The sequence below is a fragment of the Candidatus Omnitrophota bacterium genome, from assembly GCA_021735655.1.
GTDB lineage: Bacteria > Omnitrophota > Gorgyraeia > Duberdicusellales > 4484-171 > JAHKAJ01.
On record JAIPGM010000002.1, the window covers coordinates 232275 to 249053 of the forward strand.

Annotated in this window: 23 protein-coding genes and 1 tRNA gene; 23 read left to right on the forward strand and 1 reads right to left on the reverse strand. The window is 36.5% G+C overall.

Translation table 11 applies throughout. The features are described 5' to 3' along the window. Positions 1-4: 4 nt before the first annotated feature. The 23 genes from accB (at position 5) to K9L86_02300 (ending at position 16422) form a co-directional block, all read left to right on the forward strand. Positions 5-424, forward strand: coding sequence for an acetyl-CoA carboxylase biotin carboxyl carrier protein (accB, locus tag K9L86_02190; protein MCF7907670.1), 420 nt, complete (start codon positions 5-7; stop codon positions 422-424). Positions 425-458: 34 nt separating this feature from the next. Beyond that, on the forward strand, positions 459-1811 hold the full coding sequence (gene accC, locus K9L86_02195) for an acetyl-CoA carboxylase biotin carboxylase subunit (protein ID MCF7907671.1): 1353 nt from the start codon (positions 459-461) through the stop codon (positions 1809-1811). Between the two features lie 33 nt (positions 1812-1844). After that, complete coding sequence (gene amaP, locus K9L86_02200) at positions 1845-2423, forward strand: alkaline shock response membrane anchor protein AmaP (GenBank protein ID MCF7907672.1); 579 nt, start codon at positions 1845-1847, stop codon at positions 2421-2423. 16 nt (positions 2424-2439) lie between these two features. Next, positions 2440-3462 carry a 6-phosphofructokinase gene (locus tag K9L86_02205; GenBank protein ID MCF7907673.1) on the forward strand — a complete coding sequence of 341 codons (1023 nt, stop codon included), beginning with the start codon at positions 2440-2442 and terminating at the stop codon, positions 3460-3462. A 15-nt stretch (positions 3463-3477) separates the two neighbouring features. Next, positions 3478-4041 carry a D-sedoheptulose 7-phosphate isomerase gene (locus tag K9L86_02210; protein MCF7907674.1) on the forward strand — a complete coding sequence of 188 codons (564 nt, stop codon included), beginning with the start codon at positions 3478-3480 and terminating at the stop codon, positions 4039-4041. 55 nt (positions 4042-4096) lie between these two features. Then, entirely contained in the window at positions 4097-4558 is a 462-nt protein-coding gene (locus K9L86_02215) for an adenylyltransferase/cytidyltransferase family protein (protein ID MCF7907675.1), read from the forward strand. Then, on the forward strand, positions 4555-4962 hold the full coding sequence (locus K9L86_02220; GenBank protein ID MCF7907676.1) for a thiamine-phosphate pyrophosphorylase: 408 nt from the start codon (positions 4555-4557) through the stop codon (positions 4960-4962). The genes K9L86_02215 and K9L86_02220 overlap by 4 nt, the downstream gene beginning before the upstream one ends. Continuing rightward, positions 4962-6215, forward strand: a complete 1254-nt coding sequence (gene thiC, locus K9L86_02225) for a phosphomethylpyrimidine synthase ThiC (protein MCF7907677.1) — start codon at positions 4962-4964, stop codon at positions 6213-6215. Before K9L86_02220 ends, thiC begins: the two co-directional genes overlap by 1 nt. 2 nt (positions 6216-6217) lie before the next feature. After that, positions 6218-6288 (forward strand) — tRNA-Gly (locus tag K9L86_02230). Between the two features lie 165 nt (positions 6289-6453). Beyond that, positions 6454-7089, forward strand: a complete 636-nt coding sequence (locus K9L86_02235) for a peptidoglycan DD-metalloendopeptidase family protein (protein MCF7907678.1) — start codon at positions 6454-6456, stop codon at positions 7087-7089. Positions 7090-7094: 5 nt separating this feature from the next. Then, positions 7095-8657, forward strand: a complete 1563-nt coding sequence (locus tag K9L86_02240) for a hypothetical protein (protein ID MCF7907679.1) — start codon at positions 7095-7097, stop codon at positions 8655-8657. A 7-nt stretch (positions 8658-8664) separates the two neighbouring features. Continuing rightward, positions 8665-9165 (forward strand): metallophosphoesterase, encoded by a 501-nt coding sequence (locus K9L86_02245; GenBank protein MCF7907680.1) that lies wholly within the window; start codon positions 8665-8667, stop codon positions 9163-9165. Further along, positions 9158-9628 (forward strand): HIT domain-containing protein, encoded by a 471-nt coding sequence (locus tag K9L86_02250; protein ID MCF7907681.1) that lies wholly within the window; start codon positions 9158-9160, stop codon positions 9626-9628. Before K9L86_02245 ends, K9L86_02250 begins: the two co-directional genes overlap by 8 nt. Positions 9629-9642: 14 nt before the next feature. Next, on the forward strand, positions 9643-10683 hold the full coding sequence (locus tag K9L86_02255; protein ID MCF7907682.1) for an HD domain-containing protein: 1041 nt from the start codon (positions 9643-9645) through the stop codon (positions 10681-10683). Positions 10684-10731: 48 nt separating this feature from the next. Further along, on the forward strand, positions 10732-11262 hold the full coding sequence (locus K9L86_02260) for an SPOR domain-containing protein (GenBank protein MCF7907683.1): 531 nt from the start codon (positions 10732-10734) through the stop codon (positions 11260-11262). Positions 11263-11272: 10 nt separating this feature from the next. Continuing rightward, positions 11273-11518 carry a small basic protein gene (locus K9L86_02265; GenBank protein ID MCF7907684.1) on the forward strand — a complete coding sequence of 82 codons (246 nt, stop codon included), beginning with the start codon at positions 11273-11275 and terminating at the stop codon, positions 11516-11518. 6 nt (positions 11519-11524) lie between these two features. Further along, positions 11525-12286 carry an SH3 domain-containing protein gene (locus K9L86_02270; protein MCF7907685.1) on the forward strand — a complete coding sequence of 254 codons (762 nt, stop codon included), beginning with the start codon at positions 11525-11527 and terminating at the stop codon, positions 12284-12286. 6 nt (positions 12287-12292) lie between these two features. Beyond that, complete coding sequence (locus K9L86_02275) at positions 12293-12904, forward strand: site-2 protease family protein (GenBank protein MCF7907686.1); 612 nt, start codon at positions 12293-12295, stop codon at positions 12902-12904. Then, a complete protein-coding gene (gene aroB, locus K9L86_02280; protein MCF7907687.1) occupies positions 12901-14010 on the forward strand; it encodes a 3-dehydroquinate synthase in 1110 nt (369 codons plus the stop codon). Before K9L86_02275 ends, aroB begins: the two co-directional genes overlap by 4 nt. Positions 14011-14097: 87 nt before the next feature. Beyond that, positions 14098-14427 carry a PilZ domain-containing protein gene (locus tag K9L86_02285; protein ID MCF7907688.1) on the forward strand — a complete coding sequence of 110 codons (330 nt, stop codon included), beginning with the start codon at positions 14098-14100 and terminating at the stop codon, positions 14425-14427. A gap of 151 nt (positions 14428-14578) precedes the next feature. After that, positions 14579-14929, forward strand: coding sequence for a PilZ domain-containing protein (locus tag K9L86_02290; GenBank protein ID MCF7907689.1), 351 nt, complete (start codon positions 14579-14581; stop codon positions 14927-14929). Positions 14930-14948: 19 nt separating this feature from the next. Beyond that, the gene (locus K9L86_02295) at positions 14949-15479 is read left to right on the forward strand and encodes a DUF4416 family protein (GenBank protein ID MCF7907690.1); all 531 of its coding nucleotides are present in this window, start codon (positions 14949-14951) and stop codon (positions 15477-15479) included. Next, the gene (locus K9L86_02300; GenBank protein ID MCF7907691.1) at positions 15469-16422 is read left to right on the forward strand and encodes a radical SAM protein; all 954 of its coding nucleotides are present in this window, start codon (positions 15469-15471) and stop codon (positions 16420-16422) included. Before K9L86_02295 ends, K9L86_02300 begins: the two co-directional genes overlap by 11 nt. Here the strand turns inward: K9L86_02300 and K9L86_02305 are convergent. Then, positions 16415-16693: a hypothetical protein gene (locus K9L86_02305; GenBank protein MCF7907692.1), complete on the reverse strand. Its 279-nt coding sequence runs from the start codon at positions 16691-16693 to the stop codon at positions 16415-16417. The two genes, K9L86_02300 and K9L86_02305, sit on opposite strands and share 8 nt — an antisense overlap. Between the last annotated feature and the right edge of the window lie 86 nt (positions 16694-16779).

A 16779-nucleotide genomic window follows, 5' to 3' on the forward strand; every position in this document is an offset into this window, starting at 1 on the left:
AAATATGGAAGTTGAAAAACTAAAAAAGTTTATAGAATTCATGGATCAGAATAATCTCGCCGAGTTAGAAATTGAGGAAGGAGACAAACGCATTCGTTTAAAACGAAACATTTCCAGTGCCCCGGTTGCAAATTATCATCCGATAATCCCGACGCCTGAAGTTGCTGGCTCTAAAAACGAAAATACTGTTGAGATAAAGTCACCAATGGTAGGAACATTCTATCGAGCTCCTTCACCAGGAGCAAAACCTTATGCCGAGGTTGGGCAAATTATTAAACCTGGAGACGTGGTTTGCATTGTTGAGGCGATGAAGCTCATGAATGAGATTAAAGCTGAAGTTGGCGGCAAGATTGTTCAAGTTCCGGTTGAAAACGGCGAACCAGTTGAGTTTGGTCAAAGTCTATTTATAATCGAAGCGGCATAAATAAAATGTTAGTATTTGATTTTGAGGAAAAATAATGTTTTCAAAAATACTGATAGCCAATAGAGGCGAGATCGCAATTCGGATAATTAGGGCTTGTAAGGATCTTGGCGTTAAGACCGTTGCTGTATATTCTGAAGCTGATAAAAATTCTTTGCATTTAGAATTTGCTGATGAAGCAATCTGTATCGGCAAAGCAGCATCTTCTGAAAGCTACCTTAACATTTCAAGTCTCATTAGCGCAGCTGAAATTACTGATAGTGATGCTATACATCCCGGTTATGGGTTCTTGGCCGAAAATCCTCACTTTGCTGAAATTTGTGAATCTTGCGGTATAAAATTTATTGGGCCTTCGGCAGAAAATATTCGCCTGATGGGAGACAAAATAAAGGCTAAAGAAACTATGCGTAAGGCCGGCTTGCCTTTAATTCCCGGTAGCAAAGCTGGTGTAAAATCTAAACAAGAGGCCTTAGATTTAGCTAAGCAAATTGGCTATCCGCTCATTTTAAAAGCAAAAGCCGGCGGAGGCGGTAAGGGGATGCGAGTTTGCCATAGTGATGTCAGGCTGGTAAGCGCTCTCCTAACTGCTCAATCTGAAGCTGAAGCTGCCTTTGGTGATTCTGAAGTATACATTGAAAAACTTATCGAGAACCCACGACACGTTGAAGTTCAAATCGCTGCTGACAATTATGGCAATGCAGTTTACCTTGGAGAAAGAGATTGTAGTATCCAGCGCCGTCATCAAAAAATTATCGAAGAAACGCCATCTCCAGCTATAGACGCTCGGCAACGTAAAAAATTGGGTGAATTGTGTCTTAAGGGGGTTAAATTTATAAATTATTGTAGTGTTGGCACTATCGAATTTCTTCTTGATTCCAAGGGTGATTTTTATTTTATGGAAATGAATACTCGAATTCAAGTTGAACATACAGTAACTGAAGAAGTGACCGGAATTGATCTTGTAAAATTACAAATTGCCACAGCCGCCGGAAAACAACTCAAGCTAAAGCAAGATGACATATCTTTAAAGGGTGCTGCTATTGAGTGTAGAATCAATGCCGAAGATCCTGAAAGAGGGTTTATGCCTTCACCAGGGTCAATCAACTTTTGCTATTTACCCGGAGGCAATAACGTAAGAGTCGATACTCATATCTACTCCGGGTATCGCATTCCGCCTTATTATGATTCATTAATTGCAAAAGTAATTACTAAAGCTAATACTCGTGCCGAAGCTTTGAGAATAATGGATCGTGCGCTCAGCGAGCTTATCATTGAACCAATTAAAACAACGACCTCTTTTTGCAGAAGTGTAATTAACGACGTTGATTTTAAAAACGGCAAATACCATACTGGATTTTTGGATAAATTTGTTGAACTTAAAGAAGAATAATTAGCCCCGAGGGGGCCTACTAAGGAGGTGCATATGGGTTTTTTAACTATTTTAGTTTATATTATTTTATCCTTGGTTGTGGGAATATTGTTGATTGGGATATCTTGGGATCCAACCGTTTTACAGATCGCGGTAACTTATCTAGAAGGGCAATTTTTTTCTGACTACTGGATGCGAGTTATTGCTGGTTTGTTAGGGATACTATTCATCCTTATGTGTTTTAGTTATTTGCAACGAACTCTGCAACGCTCCCGACGCGATAAATCTTTAACCTTTGAATCAGAGCAAGGAAAAGTTAGTATAACTTTGTTTGCCATTGAAGATATGCTGAGAAAAATTCTTGAATCTCGTCCAGAAGTTTCTCACATTAGGGTTAAGGTATTACTAAAAAAGAAGTGCATCGAAGTTATGATCAGAGGCATTTTAACCGCCGAAGTTAATTTGGTAGATTTCACAAAAGAAATACAAGAAAACGTTAAGGAAAAAATGCATACTCTTCTTGGCGAAGACAAAGAGGTTCAGGTTAATCTTGAAATACGTAAGGTAGCAATTGGAGCAAAAAAGGGGCTGGTTGAGGAACATGAACCAGAAATACCTTTCAGGAACTATTAATTAGGAGGTAATCGGAATGAAAATAGGTATTCTTACCGGTGGTGGCGACTGCCCAGGTTTAAACTCAGTAATACGCGCCGTGGTACGTAAAGCGATTAATGATGGCCAAGAAGTTATCGGCCTGCGCTATGGCTGGAAAGGCCTTCTTGAAAAAGATACCGTACCTTTAGATTTAAGGTCAGTATCAGGAATTCTTCCCAAGGGAGGAACCATTCTTGGCACCTCACGGACAAATCCCTATAAAAAAGAAAATGGCGTTAAAATAGCAAAGGAAAACTTTAAAGCCTTGGGCTTGGATGCGCTAGTAGCTATTGGTGGTGAAGATACGTTAGGAGTAGCCTCAAAATTATCTGAAGAGGGCTTTAAAATCGTCGGAGTGCCTAAGACTATTGATAATGATCTTGGGGCGACTGACTTTACTTTTGGTTTTGACACAGCAATTAATATCGTAATGGAGTGTATCGATCGTTTACATACAACAGCCGAATCTCACAATCGAATTATGGTCGTTGAGGTCATGGGTAGACATGCTGGTTGGATTGCTGCCTATTCAGGGATAGCTGGAGGAGCTGATTATATACTTATTCCGGAAATACCAATTGACATTCAAGAAGTTTGCTCTTCGATACAAAAACGCCATGAAAGAGGAAAAAATTTTAGTATCGTGGTTGTTTCAGAAGGAGCTTTTTTCAAAGAAGAGAATTTATGCTTGCAGGAAAAGAAATTGGACGAATTCGGTCATGTACGCCTAGGTGGCATTGGCCACACCCTTGGCAAAATGATTGAAGACAAAACAGGCTATGAAACTCGAGTTACAGTTTTAGGTCACATTCAACGCGGCGGCTCTCCGTCAGCCTTTGATAGAGTTTTGGGCACCCGGTTTGGAATTAAAGCCTATGATTTAGTAAAGAGTGGCAAGTTTGGACGAATGGCCAGCTTAAAGGGAAATCAAGTTGTAGATGTCGCATTAAAAGACGCGATAACTAAGCTGAAAACTTTAAACCTTGATCTTTATGAGATAGCCTCAATATTCTTTTAGAAACAAATAATTCTAATGAATAAAATAATTACTGAGTCTTTGAATCAACATAGAGAGGCAGTAGCTTTCCTTGAAAGTAACTGCCAACTTCTTGAAAAGATAGCTGGAATTTTTATTGAAACCTTAAAACAAAAAGGTAAGGTTATTTTCATGGGCAATGGTGGTAGTGCTGCCGATGCTCAACATCTTGCGGCTGAACTGATCGGAAGATTTAAGCTTAACCGGGCACCTCTAGCAGCATTAGCTCTTTCCACCAATACTTCGACCATCACAGCGGTCGGTAATGATTTTGGATTCAAAGAAGTGTTTGCTCGCCAGGTTGAAGCTTTGACTGAGGCCCGTGATTGTATTGTTGGCATTTCGACTTCGGGAAAGTCGGAAAACGTCATTATCGCAATCAAAAAAGCAAAAGAGATCGGAGCTAAAACAATAGGATTTTTAGGTAAGGACGGTGGAGATCTAGCTAAAATTGTTGATTTACCTCTAATAGTTTCAGTGAACGATACTCCGCGGATACAAGAGATGCATCTTTTGGCCGGACACATCATTTGTGAAATAGTTGAAAAAGAACTTTGTTAATATTTCGATTAGCCGCTTTTTAAAAAACTAAATTTCCTAAATACTCACTGTGACTATGGCTAAAACACAAACTTTAATTAAGCTAAAAGCGATTGCTCGCGACTTAAGAAAAAAGGGCAAGCGACTAGTTTTTACTAATGGTTGTTTTGACCTACTTCATCCCGGTCACATCAAAGTACTGAAAGAAGCTAAACAAAAAGGCGATATCCTAATTGTTGCTGTAAATAGTGATTCTTCAATTAAAAAAATTAAAGGTCCGAGTCGACCAATTCTAAAAGAAAAAGCACGAATAAAACTTCTTGAACACATCGACCTCATTGACTATATCATTATTTTTAAAACCCCAACCCCATATAGTCTAATTAAAGCGCTGAAGCCCGATGTCTTAGTTAAAGGCGGAGACTGGCAAAAAAAAGATATTGTCGGTAGCGATCTTGTTGGTCAGGTTCATCGAGTAAAACTCTCGCCAAGGCATTCAACCACGGCCATTATCAAAATTATCAAGGAGCGGAGTTGAAAAAAAATCTCTTGCGAGTGGTTGATGTGAATTTTAATCGCTCTAAAGAAGGCTTACGTGTCATTGAGGATATTTTTCGCTTTGTGTTCGAGGACAATTCTTCTAGACGTAAGGTGAGAACCTTGCGCCATGCATTAGATGCGATTGCTCAAGATAGACTTTTAAAAGAAGCGATTTTGAATCGAGATTCTAATCGAGATATTGGAAAAAAAATTGACAACCTTGAAACAAAACGTTCAGACGCCAAAGATATACTTTATATTAATTTTCAGCGCGTAAAAGAGTCTTTACGTGTTCTTGAAGAATTTTTTAAAATTTTGCTTCCGAATAGAGTTTCCGAAATTAAAAAGTTACGCTATAAAGTATATACTTTAGAAAAAGATACTCGCAAAAAATACAAATAATGTTTAGTAAGAAACTAATCAAGCAAATAGCTAAAAAAGAGAGAATAACTGCCAGTTTCCTAGAGCAACAGCTAAGTCGTGGCCGAGCAGTAATACTTGCCAGCAAAAAACACCTTAATTGCCAGCCTACAGCTATCGGAGAAGGCTTAAAGGTAAAAATTAATACTAATATTGGTCTTTCAACCAATCGGACCAACACCGCTCTCGAACTAAGTAAATTAAAAGTAGCCCTTGATAATGGCACCGATACAATTATGGATTTAAGCGTCAATAAAAATTTAAGTATTTTTCGACAGAAACTTCTTAAAAAATGCCCGGTGCCCTTAGGGACAGTTCCAATATATGAAATAGCCAATGAGGTAAAAAAAAGAAAGGGCGACGTCAATAAAATGACGTTTGATGATATTTGGGACGTATTGAAACAACAAGCTGAAGAAGGAGTGGACTTTTTTACAATTCATGCCGGAATTTTAAAAAAAACGGTTCAAAGCATCAAGCGTACCAAGCGAACAGGTGGGATTGTTAGCAGAGGTGGAGCACTTTTAGCTCAATGGATGTTGGTTAATAAAAAAGAAAATTTACTTTATGAAAATTTTGACAAAATACTTGAACTTGCTAAAATTCACAATATCACCTTAAGTTTGGGGGACGCTCTACGCCCGGGGTCAATAGTCGATTCGACTGATAGGCCACAACTAGCGGAATTGCGTGTTTTGGGAAAGTTAGTAAAACGTTGTCGTGAAAAAAATGTTCAAGTAATGGTAGAGGGGCCAGGTCATATACGATTAGATGAAATTGCAATGAATATGTTGTTAGAGAAAAAATTTTGCTACCACGCTCCGTTTTATGTATTGGGACCTTTACCGATCGATATCGCTGCCGGTTATGATCATATTGGTTCAGCAATTGGAGGGGCCTTGGCAGCTTTCTATGGTGCTAGTTTTCTTTGCGTAGTTACTCCGGCTGAGCATCTGCGTCATCCGAGTATAAATGATATAAAAGAAGGGGTTATAGCCTCACGCATTGCTGCTCACTCAGTAGACGTATTACGGTTTAAAGATGAGTGGAGGAAAAATCAGGAAGTTTCTCTCTATCGATCTAAAAGGAATTGGGAAAAAGTTTTTCCTTTGTTAATCGATGAGGCTAAGGCTAGGCGCTACAGAAAGGGCCTAAATCTTTCTGAAGACCTTTGCACAATGTGTGGTGATTTTTGTTCTCTCAAAATAGCTGACAAGTGTAATCTTTTGAAATGAACGCGGGCGTGGTTCAATGGTAGAATATGACCTTCCCAAGGTTGAGACGGCGGTTCGATTCCGCTCGCCCGCTAATACGATCTAATTTTTCTTAAAGTATTGCCGTCAAAAAAGTGGGACGAGGTGAAAATTTCAATAAATAATAATTGATTGAAATTTTTCTAATTTACGATAAGATATTGTAGTTTTCATCAACTAATACCTAAGTTAACCAACAGCTCTTATACTTAATTCTGCAATGGGTAAATTGTTTTTATTCTTAATTATTATTTTTGTTTTCATTTCCTGTACTGCCACTGAATCTTTCCATCGACAACCTCAACCTGAAGTAGCACCGTTAAAAAAAATAAACTATATTATTAAGTCAGGAGACTCTCTATGGAAAATATCTAAGCGTTACGGGACTACGCCAGAAGAACTTATGAAAATAAATAAAATTCCTTCTCCTAATAATTTACAAATCGGCCAAAAAATATTAATACCACATTCGGAGAAAAAAGTTAAAGGAGATTTTAGCTGGCCGCTTAAGGGAAATGTTGTTAATTTTTTCGGCGAAAATGTCGATAACTCAGTTAATCGTGGCTTAAACATACAGACAAATTCTATCAGCAAGGAAGTAAAATCCGCTGCTAAAGGTAAGGTTGTTTTTGCTAATCAACTTAAAGGCTGGGGGCATACAGTTATTTTACAGCACCTTGGTGATTTTTATACAATCTATGCAAATCTTGAGCCTTCATTAATTAAGGAAGGTTCAATCGCTAAAAGTAATCAAATTATCGGTAATGTCGCTTCAGGAAAAAGTGGCAATCATATATTACATTTTGAGATTCGCAAGCGCTATATACCCCAAGATCCGTTACAGTATCTGAATTAAATTTTATGAGTAACAAACCCTGGACTACAAAACTCTCAGTTTTAGACAAAAGAGTTAGTGCTTTTAGCGAAGGCTATCGTCAAAACATTGCTCTTTTGGGTAATGATGCCGAAGAGACAGCTTATCTTTTACAGAATTACCGAGAACTAAAAAACCACAATCAATTTGTCTATATCCATATCTCGACAGTTTATGCCGGAAAAAAAGAGTTATTGAAGGCGACAATCCTTTCTTTACTCAGTAGCTATGCCGATAAGACTGATAGCCTCGATAATCTTATTTATGCCGTGAGCTCAGTTCTTCCTTTAACTACCGAGAATATAAAAAACTGTCTCAAGAAAAACTCTATCTGTTTTTTGGATATTTTGGAAATAATTAACGCTTTTATTAACGAAAGTGGTTCACGTTGCGTTTTTATTATCGAAGAATTTCTAGGGGTAGTTGCTCTCTTTGAAAACTTCTATTCTGATTTCTCAAAGTTTATAATTTTACAACAAAATTGCATGATCATTCTTGCCGCTTCTTCGGAACGATTGGCTCAAAAAGTTCTTTCTGATGAATTAAATTTACTATTTGGTAACTTTGAGATTATTTCTCTAAGCGAAGAGTCTTTTCTCAATAGCTTCGTTTATTTAAAAAATTTACTCCCATCAATTACCCCATCACCGTTTTTTTTATCGTTTTTTGCTAACTTTTTGGGTTCAAACTGTATATATTATGACTCTCTGGCTAAAAGTATAAAAGACAAGTACCAGTCTGATAATGAAGAGAGCGCAATAATTTCTATATTGGAGGAATTTTTATATAGGCAAGAGACATACTGTTTCCAACGTTTTATCAAAAATATAGACAAATTAAAATTTATTTTTAAGGATTTTCAGCCAACCCTTAAATTACTGACGTCGATCAGTCAAGGCTATATGCGTAAAAAAGAACTCTTAGCTTTAGGGTTTTGTGATTCCAAAGAATTAAATAGCAAATTGCAAAAACTGATTGACTCAAATTACATAGTTAATTTTGGAAATATCTATAAAATCCGCGATTCTTTATTCTCATTTTGGTTATCACATGTATTCGAACTACACTCTTTATTCCCCTTACATAACCCTAAACAGCGGAAACAATTTTTTAAAGAAAAACTTAAAAAGGAAATATCTCTTTTTAAAGATGAGTTTTATACGGATTCCTTAAAGAAAGTTTTGCAACTCTTTGCTTCCTTTAAAAATGACACTTTGAAACTCGGGAAGACCAGGTACAGCTTGCCGACTATAGAACGAACCAAAACTATTTCCTACCCTCAAAGAGATTTCCACTTTATCATCGGAGAAGGAAAAGAAATAATTTTTGCCGGAATCAAAGGTAAAGATGCCGACGATATTGACATGACTGATTTTATTGAGAAGGGAGCAAACATCCGCGGTAAGGGAGTGAAAAAAATATTTATATCATTAGGTACATTGCCATCAGCCACACGTTTAATTGCTAAAAATAATAAAATCGCCATTTGGGATCTTCAGGAGCTCAATAAACTTTTACATATATATAATAAACCGGTTTTTTCTCAATAAAAAGATCATGACAAGAATATTAGTACTTTCCGATACCCACATACCGACCGCTGCGGATAATCTGTCAGCAGTAATAGCCAAAGAAGCAAAAAAAAGTGATTGCTGTCTTCATGCCGGAGATTTTGTATCCTATTCGGTTTTTGAAGCTTTATCTAGCTTCAAAAAAACCTACGGCGTTTATGGCAATATGGATCAAGAACGAATTAAAATAGAGCTTCCTGAACAGCAAATTCTAAAATTTGAAGATGTTACCTTAAGTTTAACCCATGGGGCCGGGCATCCGGCAAATCTAATTGGCTACCTTCAGAATAAGTTTTCGGAAAAAATCGATGAAATTGATATTTTTGTTTTTGGTCATTCTCATTGTGCAACCGATGAGGAAATTGACAAAAAAATTTATTTTAATCCCGGATCACCAACAGACAAAGTATTTGCATGTTATCGTTCATATGGTATCTTAGAAATAAATGGCTCTGAAATAAAAAGGAGGATTATAAAAATTGAGTGAACTTTGGGCTCCTTGGAGAATAAATTATGTACAAGACAAAAAGGCAAAGGGTTGCGTTTTTTGTAAAATCCTAAAAGCAAAAAATGACACCCAAGACAATGTTCTTTTACGGTCAAAACATTGTTTTGCCGTTTTAAATAAATTTCCTTATAATAACGGACACACATTAATAGTAACTAATCGTCACATTAAATCACTAGAACAGTTAAAAGATCAAGAGTTATTAAACATTAACAAAACTTTAATTTCGGTAAAATCAAGACTTAAAAAAATTCTCAAGCCCGATGGGTTTAATATCGGAATTAACATTGAAAAGTCGGCCGGGGCAGGAATAGTGGGCCATATTCATATTCATCTTGTGCCTCGCTGGACTGGTGATACAAATTTTATGCCAGTGACCGCAAGTACAAAAATAATCTCCCAAAGCCTCAAAGAATTAAGTCGACAATTTAAAAATAAATAGTACAATCAAACACTATGGTGCACTACACAACTATATTTTCTTCCTTCCATACTCTCTATCGTCTAACTACTACGCTTGATGATTTGCCAAGCTTTGCTATGGGTGTATGTCGCCTTTACCGCAACGCTTTTAATGCTGATAAGGTAGTAATAATTTGTAAAAGTGTTTCTAGCCAGACAACTCTTAAAGTCTGCTGCGAAAATAAAAATTCCTATATAAAAAAGGGAGGCAATTCTATTCTTACCAGAATAGAAAAAGAACTTCTTAAACAAGAAAAAGAAATTCTTTCAACCAACCGTTTCATTTACCCTTTTATATTTACCCATATTCTAGGAGGAATTTATGTGAAGCGTGATTCAAAAACCAACAAGTTTGATGAGACTGAAAAAAAATGGTTTTTGTCGCTTTGCGAAGAAGCAAGCATGAGTCTAAAAATATTTGATTTGTATAGCGAGCAAAAAAAGATAGTACTTAGCTACATTAAATCTTTATCACAATTCTTAAACCAATATGTACCAACTTCTTATTTGCACACTAAAATTATTTCTCGTTTGATTAAAGCTTTAGGTAAAGCGATGAAGCTGTCGGAAGTTGAAATTAAATCTCTGGAACACGCTTCTTTATTGCACGATATAGGAAAAATGCAAGTTCCTTCACAACTATTAAAAAAACAAAAACCACTAACAGACAAAGAGTTTAAACTTATCGCAAAGCACCCTCGAAAAGGTGCTAATTTATTTAAAAATTTAGAAATTCTGAAGCCGGCCATACCGATAATCTTACACCATCATGAACGTTATGATGGAAAAGGATACCCTTCAAAGTTAAAAAAAGAACAAATCCCCTTAGCTTCAAGAATATTATCAGTGTTAGATACCTTCGACGCCATGTATTTTGGACGACCTTATCGACGTAAACGTCGCCTAAAAGAAATTGAGAAAGAATTTAAGGAGCAGCGTGGAAAGCAATTTGACCCTAAGGTAGTTGATGTATTTCTTGCGATTTTGAAAAGAAAAAGTATACAAAAATACTTCAAATCTTCCCCAAAAAAGTAACCACAAGGAATTCTTGATTTTTACCCCTATTTATCTTATAATAATCATATGAGAGGAAAGCAGCTTTATCTTTTTGGTCTCAAAAGTGATAGTTCAAATACTCCGCCACAGCAAAAAATTAAGCTACCTTTAGATATATTAACTATAGCTAGTGTGGTTTTTGTTCTTTCATTGATTATTTCATTTTCTCTGGGAGTGGAGAAAGGCAAAAAAATTGCTTCTAGTAAAATCGCAATAGAACCCCAGGAAAGATTACCCCGTTTAGACGTTGCTGTCGATAAGCAATCCGTCGAACCAGATAGTTCGAAACAGGATTCTTTAGTTGAAGAGAAAATCGTTCCAAACGAAATAGTAAAAAATAAGCAAAAATACAATATTCAAGTAGCTAGTTTTTATAAAGAAAATACAGCTCGCAAAGAAGCAGAACAATTAAAAGAAAATGGTTATCCGACCTCAGTATCCCGAAAAGGTAAATACGTTGTTATCTATGTCGGGGATTTTGACGATGAGGGGGAAGCCAAATCTAATTTTGAACTTTTGCAAAAAAGATACAAAGACTGCATATTGCGACAACTATAAGGAGGATTAAATGGGACTACATCCATCATTGAAACGATCAGATGTAAAGGGTAATCGTTCAGTAATGAAACGAACTGAACGGATAAAGTGGCTTATCGGAAAAGGCAAATGGAACGAAGGCGATCCAGTTTTAGGTTTACCTAAAATAAAAATTATAAAATTAAAAGCCATAAAGAAAGAAAAGCAAAAACCTGAAGAAGAAGGGCAACCTACCGAAGGTGCAAAAAAACCAGTTGAGAAAAAATCAAAAGATTAACCAAGAATGAAAATATTCTATATTCTTCTGATAGCAATATTTTTTTCTATGACTTTGGTTTCAGCCTTTGATCTTTATGAAGTAGCTAATGATAAGGCACAAATTCGGGTCGATTCTACAAGTTTGTCAGGCTCTTTGGGTTTCTTCAACCAAGGAGACTCAGTCGAAGTAGTTGGAGAGAAGTTTGATTGGTACCGCGTTGTTTTGCCAAAAGAGACTACTTGTTATGTTTATAGCAAGCTCATTGAAGTGCTAGACGGAGGAATGGTGAGAATTAGCGCAACAAATGTTAATTTACGCTATCAACCTTCGCTTGAAGCCCCAATTATTGGTAAAGCATTAAAAGATGAAGTATTTTCACTCCTTGGAGATAATGGGGAGTGGCTTAAAATTAATAATAATTCAAAGGCTAGAGGTTGGGTACATAAAAAATTCCTAAAAAAACAGGATTCGTCTCAAAATTTAGCCTTACTTGAAGAAAGAATTGTAACTTCCGATACGGCTACGATCTACAATACGATTACCATTCTAAGCCAGCTAGGAAAAAATAAACCGGAGTTGCTACCCCGGTTTTTAGAAAAGGCCAAAAGATTATCACTCAAACCAGCAAGCGCCTACCTAGACATCTTACAAAACATTCTTGAGCCCAAAGATCAAAAGAAGGCTTACTTTTATCAAGCTCAAAACAACGCCCTTAGTGATCAAGATATTCAAAGGGCCTTAAGTTTGTTTCAGACAATGATCGAAACCAAAAATATTAGCCAATAGACACTAATGGCAATTACTTACTTACTTATCGTATTTTTTATCCTTTTGTTTTCAATAACTATGCACGAATTTGCGCATGGTTGGATTGCTTATAAGCTCGGCGATCCGACCCCTAAAGATCGTGGTCGTTTAACTTTAAACCCTTTTGCTCATATTGATTTAATCGGAACAATAGTTGTGCCTTTTCTTATTGTTTTTATCAGTCGAGGATTGCTTCCGCCGATTGGCCGAGCCAAACCAATACCGATTAACCCTTCACATTTTAAAAACCCTAAGCAAGATATGATGTTAGTTGGAGCAGCAGGGCCACTAACCAATATCGCCATTGCCATAGTTTTTATTCTATTAGCAAAAGTAAGCAGCCCACTGATCTCGGAAATACTTGCTTTTGGTGCGGTCTTAAATCTTGTCTTGGCAATTTTTAATCTTATTCCGATACCACCGCTTGACGGATCACGAATAGTTGCCGGATTGTTGCCATCGCGACAATACCAAGCCTATCGTAAAATCGAAAGATTTGGATTTTTTATATTGATACCGTTTATTTTTTTAATTATTGCTACCGGGTTATTTGGAAAAATTATTAATTTTTTACAAAAGATAGTTTACTCTTTATGAGCACTACTTTAACTGCGACGACTATAACCGTTGGTTTAAAAAGTAATCCTTACCGGATATATATCGGGAATAACCTTTTAAAAAAAATATCAACACACATTGCTAAACTTAAGTTAGGTAATTTTGGAATAGTGATCACCTCGCCAAAGATATACTCAATTTACCAAAAACAAATCATAAAAAACTTCGGACCCAATAAATACAAAATTATTAAAGTTGCTGACGGCGAAGCTGCTAAATCTAAAAAGTGGCTTTTTAGAGTTCTTGATGAAATAGCTCGTTGTGATAATTACAAACTTAGTCCATTCATAATTTGCTTGGGTGGAGGCACAGTTGGGGATTTAGGCGGATTTGTTGCCGCAATTTATAAACGCGGAATACCCTATATACAAATTCCAACAACTCTTTTGGCTCAGATTGATTCTAGTATCGGCGGTAAGACTGCGATAGACATGCCACATGCAAAAAATATCATCGGATCTTTCTATCAGCCTAAGGCAGTATTCATTGATCCTTGCTTTTTAGCCACATTACCGCTGGCCTATTTTAAAGAAGGGTTGTCTGAAATAGTTAAATATGGGGTTATTAAAGATGCTGAATTTTTTCGTTTTCTGAAAGTAAATCATTCTAAAATCTTAAAACGTGACTCAGTTTCTATTTTTAAAATCGTCTCAGTTTGTGCGAGAATAAAAGCCCAAATAGTAGAGAAGGACGAGAAAGAAACAAAAGGTTTAAGAACCGTGCTTAACTTTGGCCATACCTTTGCCCATGCCTTAGAAAGCGCTTTAAAATATCAAAAAATTTCACATGGCGAAGCTGTATCTCTAGGGATGATTTACGCTGGAAAATTATCTTTACTGCTTGGAAAATGCAATAAAACCTCTTTTTTCGAACTTCTAGATATATTACGGCTTTTTGGCTTGCCGATAGGTATAAAATTTGATCCAGCAAGGATTTATCGGTCTTTAGTCCATGATAAGAAGTTTATTTCAGGAAAAATTCGCATGGTCCTTTTAAAGAAAATAGGCAAAGTAGAAGTCGTTGATTCGATCAGCCCTTTAGACATAAAAAGAGCGTTTAAAGTTTTCTATCCCGCCTCACATTGACAAAGCCCTATAAATATGGTATATTTATACCGAATATAGGTTTATTAAGCGTTGCGGCTAATAAAATCAATAGTTGGAAGAGCTAATATGGATGAAAGACGGCAATACCCCAGAGTAAACATTTCTCTCCCAGTCGAATGTAAAATGTTACCCTCGCGGGACTATTTCTATACAGTAAGTAAGGATTTAAGTCAGGTAGGCTTAAAGATTGTAAGTAACGAATTTATGCCTAAGAATGAGCTTTTAAAATTAAGTTTGAATCTGATCAACAAGATGCTTGATGTTAAAGCTAGGGTAGTTTGGTGCAGCCAGGAACGTGCTTCGGAGAGATACTCGGCTGGCGTTGAGTTTGTGGAAATTGAAGATCACTCGCGCAATGAACTTACCGCATTTTTAGCTACAACCGAAAACTCATAAAATGGCAAAAGCTGAAGAAAAAAGAAAAAATTGCCTAGGTTGCAATAAGTCACTGGTGCGATCCCAGTGGTACTATCGCAATGGCGGCTATTTTTGCAACAAGTCTTGTTTCAAAACCAATCTTAAAAAGCAAGAATCCAAATAAACCTTAATGAAAGAGCGACGAAAATCAACGCGCATCAATAAGGTTCTTTCGGTGAAGCTATCGGATTCTGAATTTGATATTTTAACCGAAACTAAAAATATTAGCGCAACCGGTGCCTATTGTCCAGTTTCAAAACCACTGGACCTGATGACTAAACTACGCTTGGTGCTTCTAATCCCAATTCAAAAAAATCGCACGAAAACGATAAAGAAAATAAGTTGCGAAGGTATCGTTGTGCGACTTGAAACGACTAAAGACAAAGGAAAATACCCTTATCGTGCTGGAATATTCTTTAACGAAATTAATGATCAGGATAAGAAGTCGCTCCTCTCTTATATACAGTCCTCATTAAAATAAAACTTTTTTAGCCCAATCGATGCTCAAACTTCAATTTCCTAAACCGGTAAAGTTTATCTGTGGTTTTATCTATTCTACCGAAAAATCTTATCAGCAGGTTAAAAGTATCTTGGAAAGTAAATTCGGAAAGGTTGATTTCGAAACTCAACCAATAGACTTTACTTTTACTGACTACTACGAAGAAGAAATGGGTAAAAACCTCAAGCGACGGTTTATTTCATTTAGAAAGTTACAAAACCCTAAACGATTTACCACAATTAAGCTTTTTTGTTTAAAACTGGAAAAAAAGTTTGCATTAAATAATAAACGGCAAATAAACATTGATCCTGGATACCTTAATGAAGCAAAATTAGTTTTAACTACTACCAAGGATTTTTCACACCGTATCTATCTTGACAAGGGAATCTATGCTGAGATAACTTTGCTGTTTAAAGATGGTGCTTTCTGTAATTTGGAAACTACCTTTCCCGACTATCGAACTAAAACCTACAAAGGAATCTTTCACCTAATTCGTGATACTTACCGTCAAAATCTAAAAAATGAATATTGAAGGTAAAATCAATAAGATTGAGCCATTGTTAGAGGCCCTCAACCAGCGTCTTAAAACCTGCGATATTTGCCCCAGAAACTGCTATACAGACCGCTTAGCCGGCCAAAAGGGGTATTGCGGAGGAGGAAAGGATATGGCCCTTTTTACGGCCTTTTTGCATTGTGGAGAAGAACCAGCAATAAGTGGTGAAAACGGCTCAGGCACAGTGTTCTTTTCTGGCTGCAATCTTAAGTGTATTTACTGTCAAAACTATGAATTTTCGCAAATTAAGAAGGGTAAATTAACCACAATTGATAAGCTGACCGACATTATGCTCGGTTTAGAAAAAGATGGAGCCCATAATATCAACTTGGTTACTCCGACCCATTTTCTTCCTCAGATACTAAAATCGCTTTATCTAGCCCTAAAAAGAGGCCTTAAAATACCAATAGTTTATAATACTTCAGGATACGAGAAAAAAGAGGTCATAAGTCAATTAGAAGGAGTTGTTGATATATATCTGACTGATTTACGTTATCTAAATAGTGAGTTAGCGAAAAAGTACTCTAATGCCGAAGATTATCCAATGGTGGCTACTGAGAGTATTAAAGAAATGTACCGGCAATACCCACAAGCGATCTGGGACGAAGATATATTAAAACAAGGTACAATTGTCCGCCACCTAGTCCTTCCTGGATATTTAAGCGAATCAAAAAAGGTCTTAAACTGGATTAAGGACAATACTCCTAAAGTTTTACCCAGTGTTATGTTTCAATATCAACCTTACTTTAAGGCAAATACTTACCCAGAGATAAATCGACCAATCAACAAAAACGAATATAAAGAAATTAAACAGTTTGTCGAGGAACTAGGCCTAGAAGGAGGCTGGATTCAAGAATTTGGACCACAGAGCGATTTGGCCGGAGTACATTTTAAGGCCGATCAAAAAGATAGCTTCATCTAGTCTTCTCAGTAAAGAAACCTACCTTTTTTTCCTTTTCCGGACCTTTAATAATAATATGGTGAATATTAGCAAGAGGGATAATAGCCAAATCATCACCTTTAGTTTGAGCATCAATAATCATTAAAGGCTGAAAGACGCTAACCGTCGGTTCAATAATTTTATAAATAGAATCAGTTTCGTATTGTTGACCGTTGTTAAGATAGATAACGGCCGTGTTTTTCCTGCTTTTCTTTAAGAATTCCTCAGTAGTCTTTATTGCAATAATATCCATAAGGAGCCTCCTTTTAGGTATTGTAACCGCAAGTAGCTAATGTGTCAAATTGAGCAATTCGATGGAGGAGAAACGGAGAAACTTTC

What these genes read in the sequence shown, in the direction of transcription:
- K9L86_02270 (MCF7907685.1), top strand. Translation starts at nt 11,525, where the DNA reads ATGAAAATATTCTATATTCTTCTGATAGCAATATTTTTTTCTATGACT.
- K9L86_02255 (MCF7907682.1), top strand. Translation starts at nt 9,643, where the DNA reads ATGGTGCACTACACAACTATATTTTCTTCCTTCCATACTCTCTATCGT.
- accC (MCF7907671.1), top strand. Translation starts at nt 459, where the DNA reads ATGTTTTCAAAAATACTGATAGCCAATAGAGGCGAGATCGCAATTCGG.
- thiC (MCF7907677.1), top strand. Translation starts at nt 4,962, where the DNA reads ATGTTTAGTAAGAAACTAATCAAGCAAATAGCTAAAAAAGAGAGAATA.
- aroB (MCF7907687.1), top strand. Translation starts at nt 12,901, where the DNA reads ATGAGCACTACTTTAACTGCGACGACTATAACCGTTGGTTTAAAAAGT.
- K9L86_02245 (MCF7907680.1), top strand. Translation starts at nt 8,665, where the DNA reads ATGACAAGAATATTAGTACTTTCCGATACCCACATACCGACCGCTGCG.
- K9L86_02210 (MCF7907674.1), top strand. Translation starts at nt 3,478, where the DNA reads ATGAATAAAATAATTACTGAGTCTTTGAATCAACATAGAGAGGCAGTA.
- K9L86_02240 (MCF7907679.1), top strand. Translation starts at nt 7,095, where the DNA reads ATGAGTAACAAACCCTGGACTACAAAACTCTCAGTTTTAGACAAAAGA.
- K9L86_02215 (MCF7907675.1), top strand. Translation starts at nt 4,097, where the DNA reads ATGGCTAAAACACAAACTTTAATTAAGCTAAAAGCGATTGCTCGCGAC.
- K9L86_02275 (MCF7907686.1), top strand. Translation starts at nt 12,293, where the DNA reads ATGGCAATTACTTACTTACTTATCGTATTTTTTATCCTTTTGTTTTCA.
- K9L86_02295 (MCF7907690.1), top strand. Translation starts at nt 14,949, where the DNA reads ATGCTCAAACTTCAATTTCCTAAACCGGTAAAGTTTATCTGTGGTTTT.
- accB (MCF7907670.1), top strand. Translation starts at nt 5, where the DNA reads ATGGAAGTTGAAAAACTAAAAAAGTTTATAGAATTCATGGATCAGAAT.
- K9L86_02260 (MCF7907683.1), top strand. Translation starts at nt 10,732, where the DNA reads ATGAGAGGAAAGCAGCTTTATCTTTTTGGTCTCAAAAGTGATAGTTCA.
- K9L86_02205 (MCF7907673.1), top strand. Translation starts at nt 2,440, where the DNA reads ATGAAAATAGGTATTCTTACCGGTGGTGGCGACTGCCCAGGTTTAAAC.
- K9L86_02285 (MCF7907688.1), top strand. Translation starts at nt 14,098, where the DNA reads ATGGATGAAAGACGGCAATACCCCAGAGTAAACATTTCTCTCCCAGTC.
- K9L86_02235 (MCF7907678.1), top strand. Translation starts at nt 6,454, where the DNA reads ATGGGTAAATTGTTTTTATTCTTAATTATTATTTTTGTTTTCATTTCC.
- K9L86_02305 (MCF7907692.1), bottom strand. Translation starts at nt 16,693, where the DNA reads ATGGATATTATTGCAATAAAGACTACTGAGGAATTCTTAAAGAAAAGC.
- K9L86_02265 (MCF7907684.1), top strand. Translation starts at nt 11,273, where the DNA reads ATGGGACTACATCCATCATTGAAACGATCAGATGTAAAGGGTAATCGT.
- K9L86_02300 (MCF7907691.1), top strand. Translation starts at nt 15,469, where the DNA reads ATGAATATTGAAGGTAAAATCAATAAGATTGAGCCATTGTTAGAGGCC.
- K9L86_02290 (MCF7907689.1), top strand. Translation starts at nt 14,579, where the DNA reads ATGAAAGAGCGACGAAAATCAACGCGCATCAATAAGGTTCTTTCGGTG.
- amaP (MCF7907672.1), top strand. Translation starts at nt 1,845, where the DNA reads ATGGGTTTTTTAACTATTTTAGTTTATATTATTTTATCCTTGGTTGTG.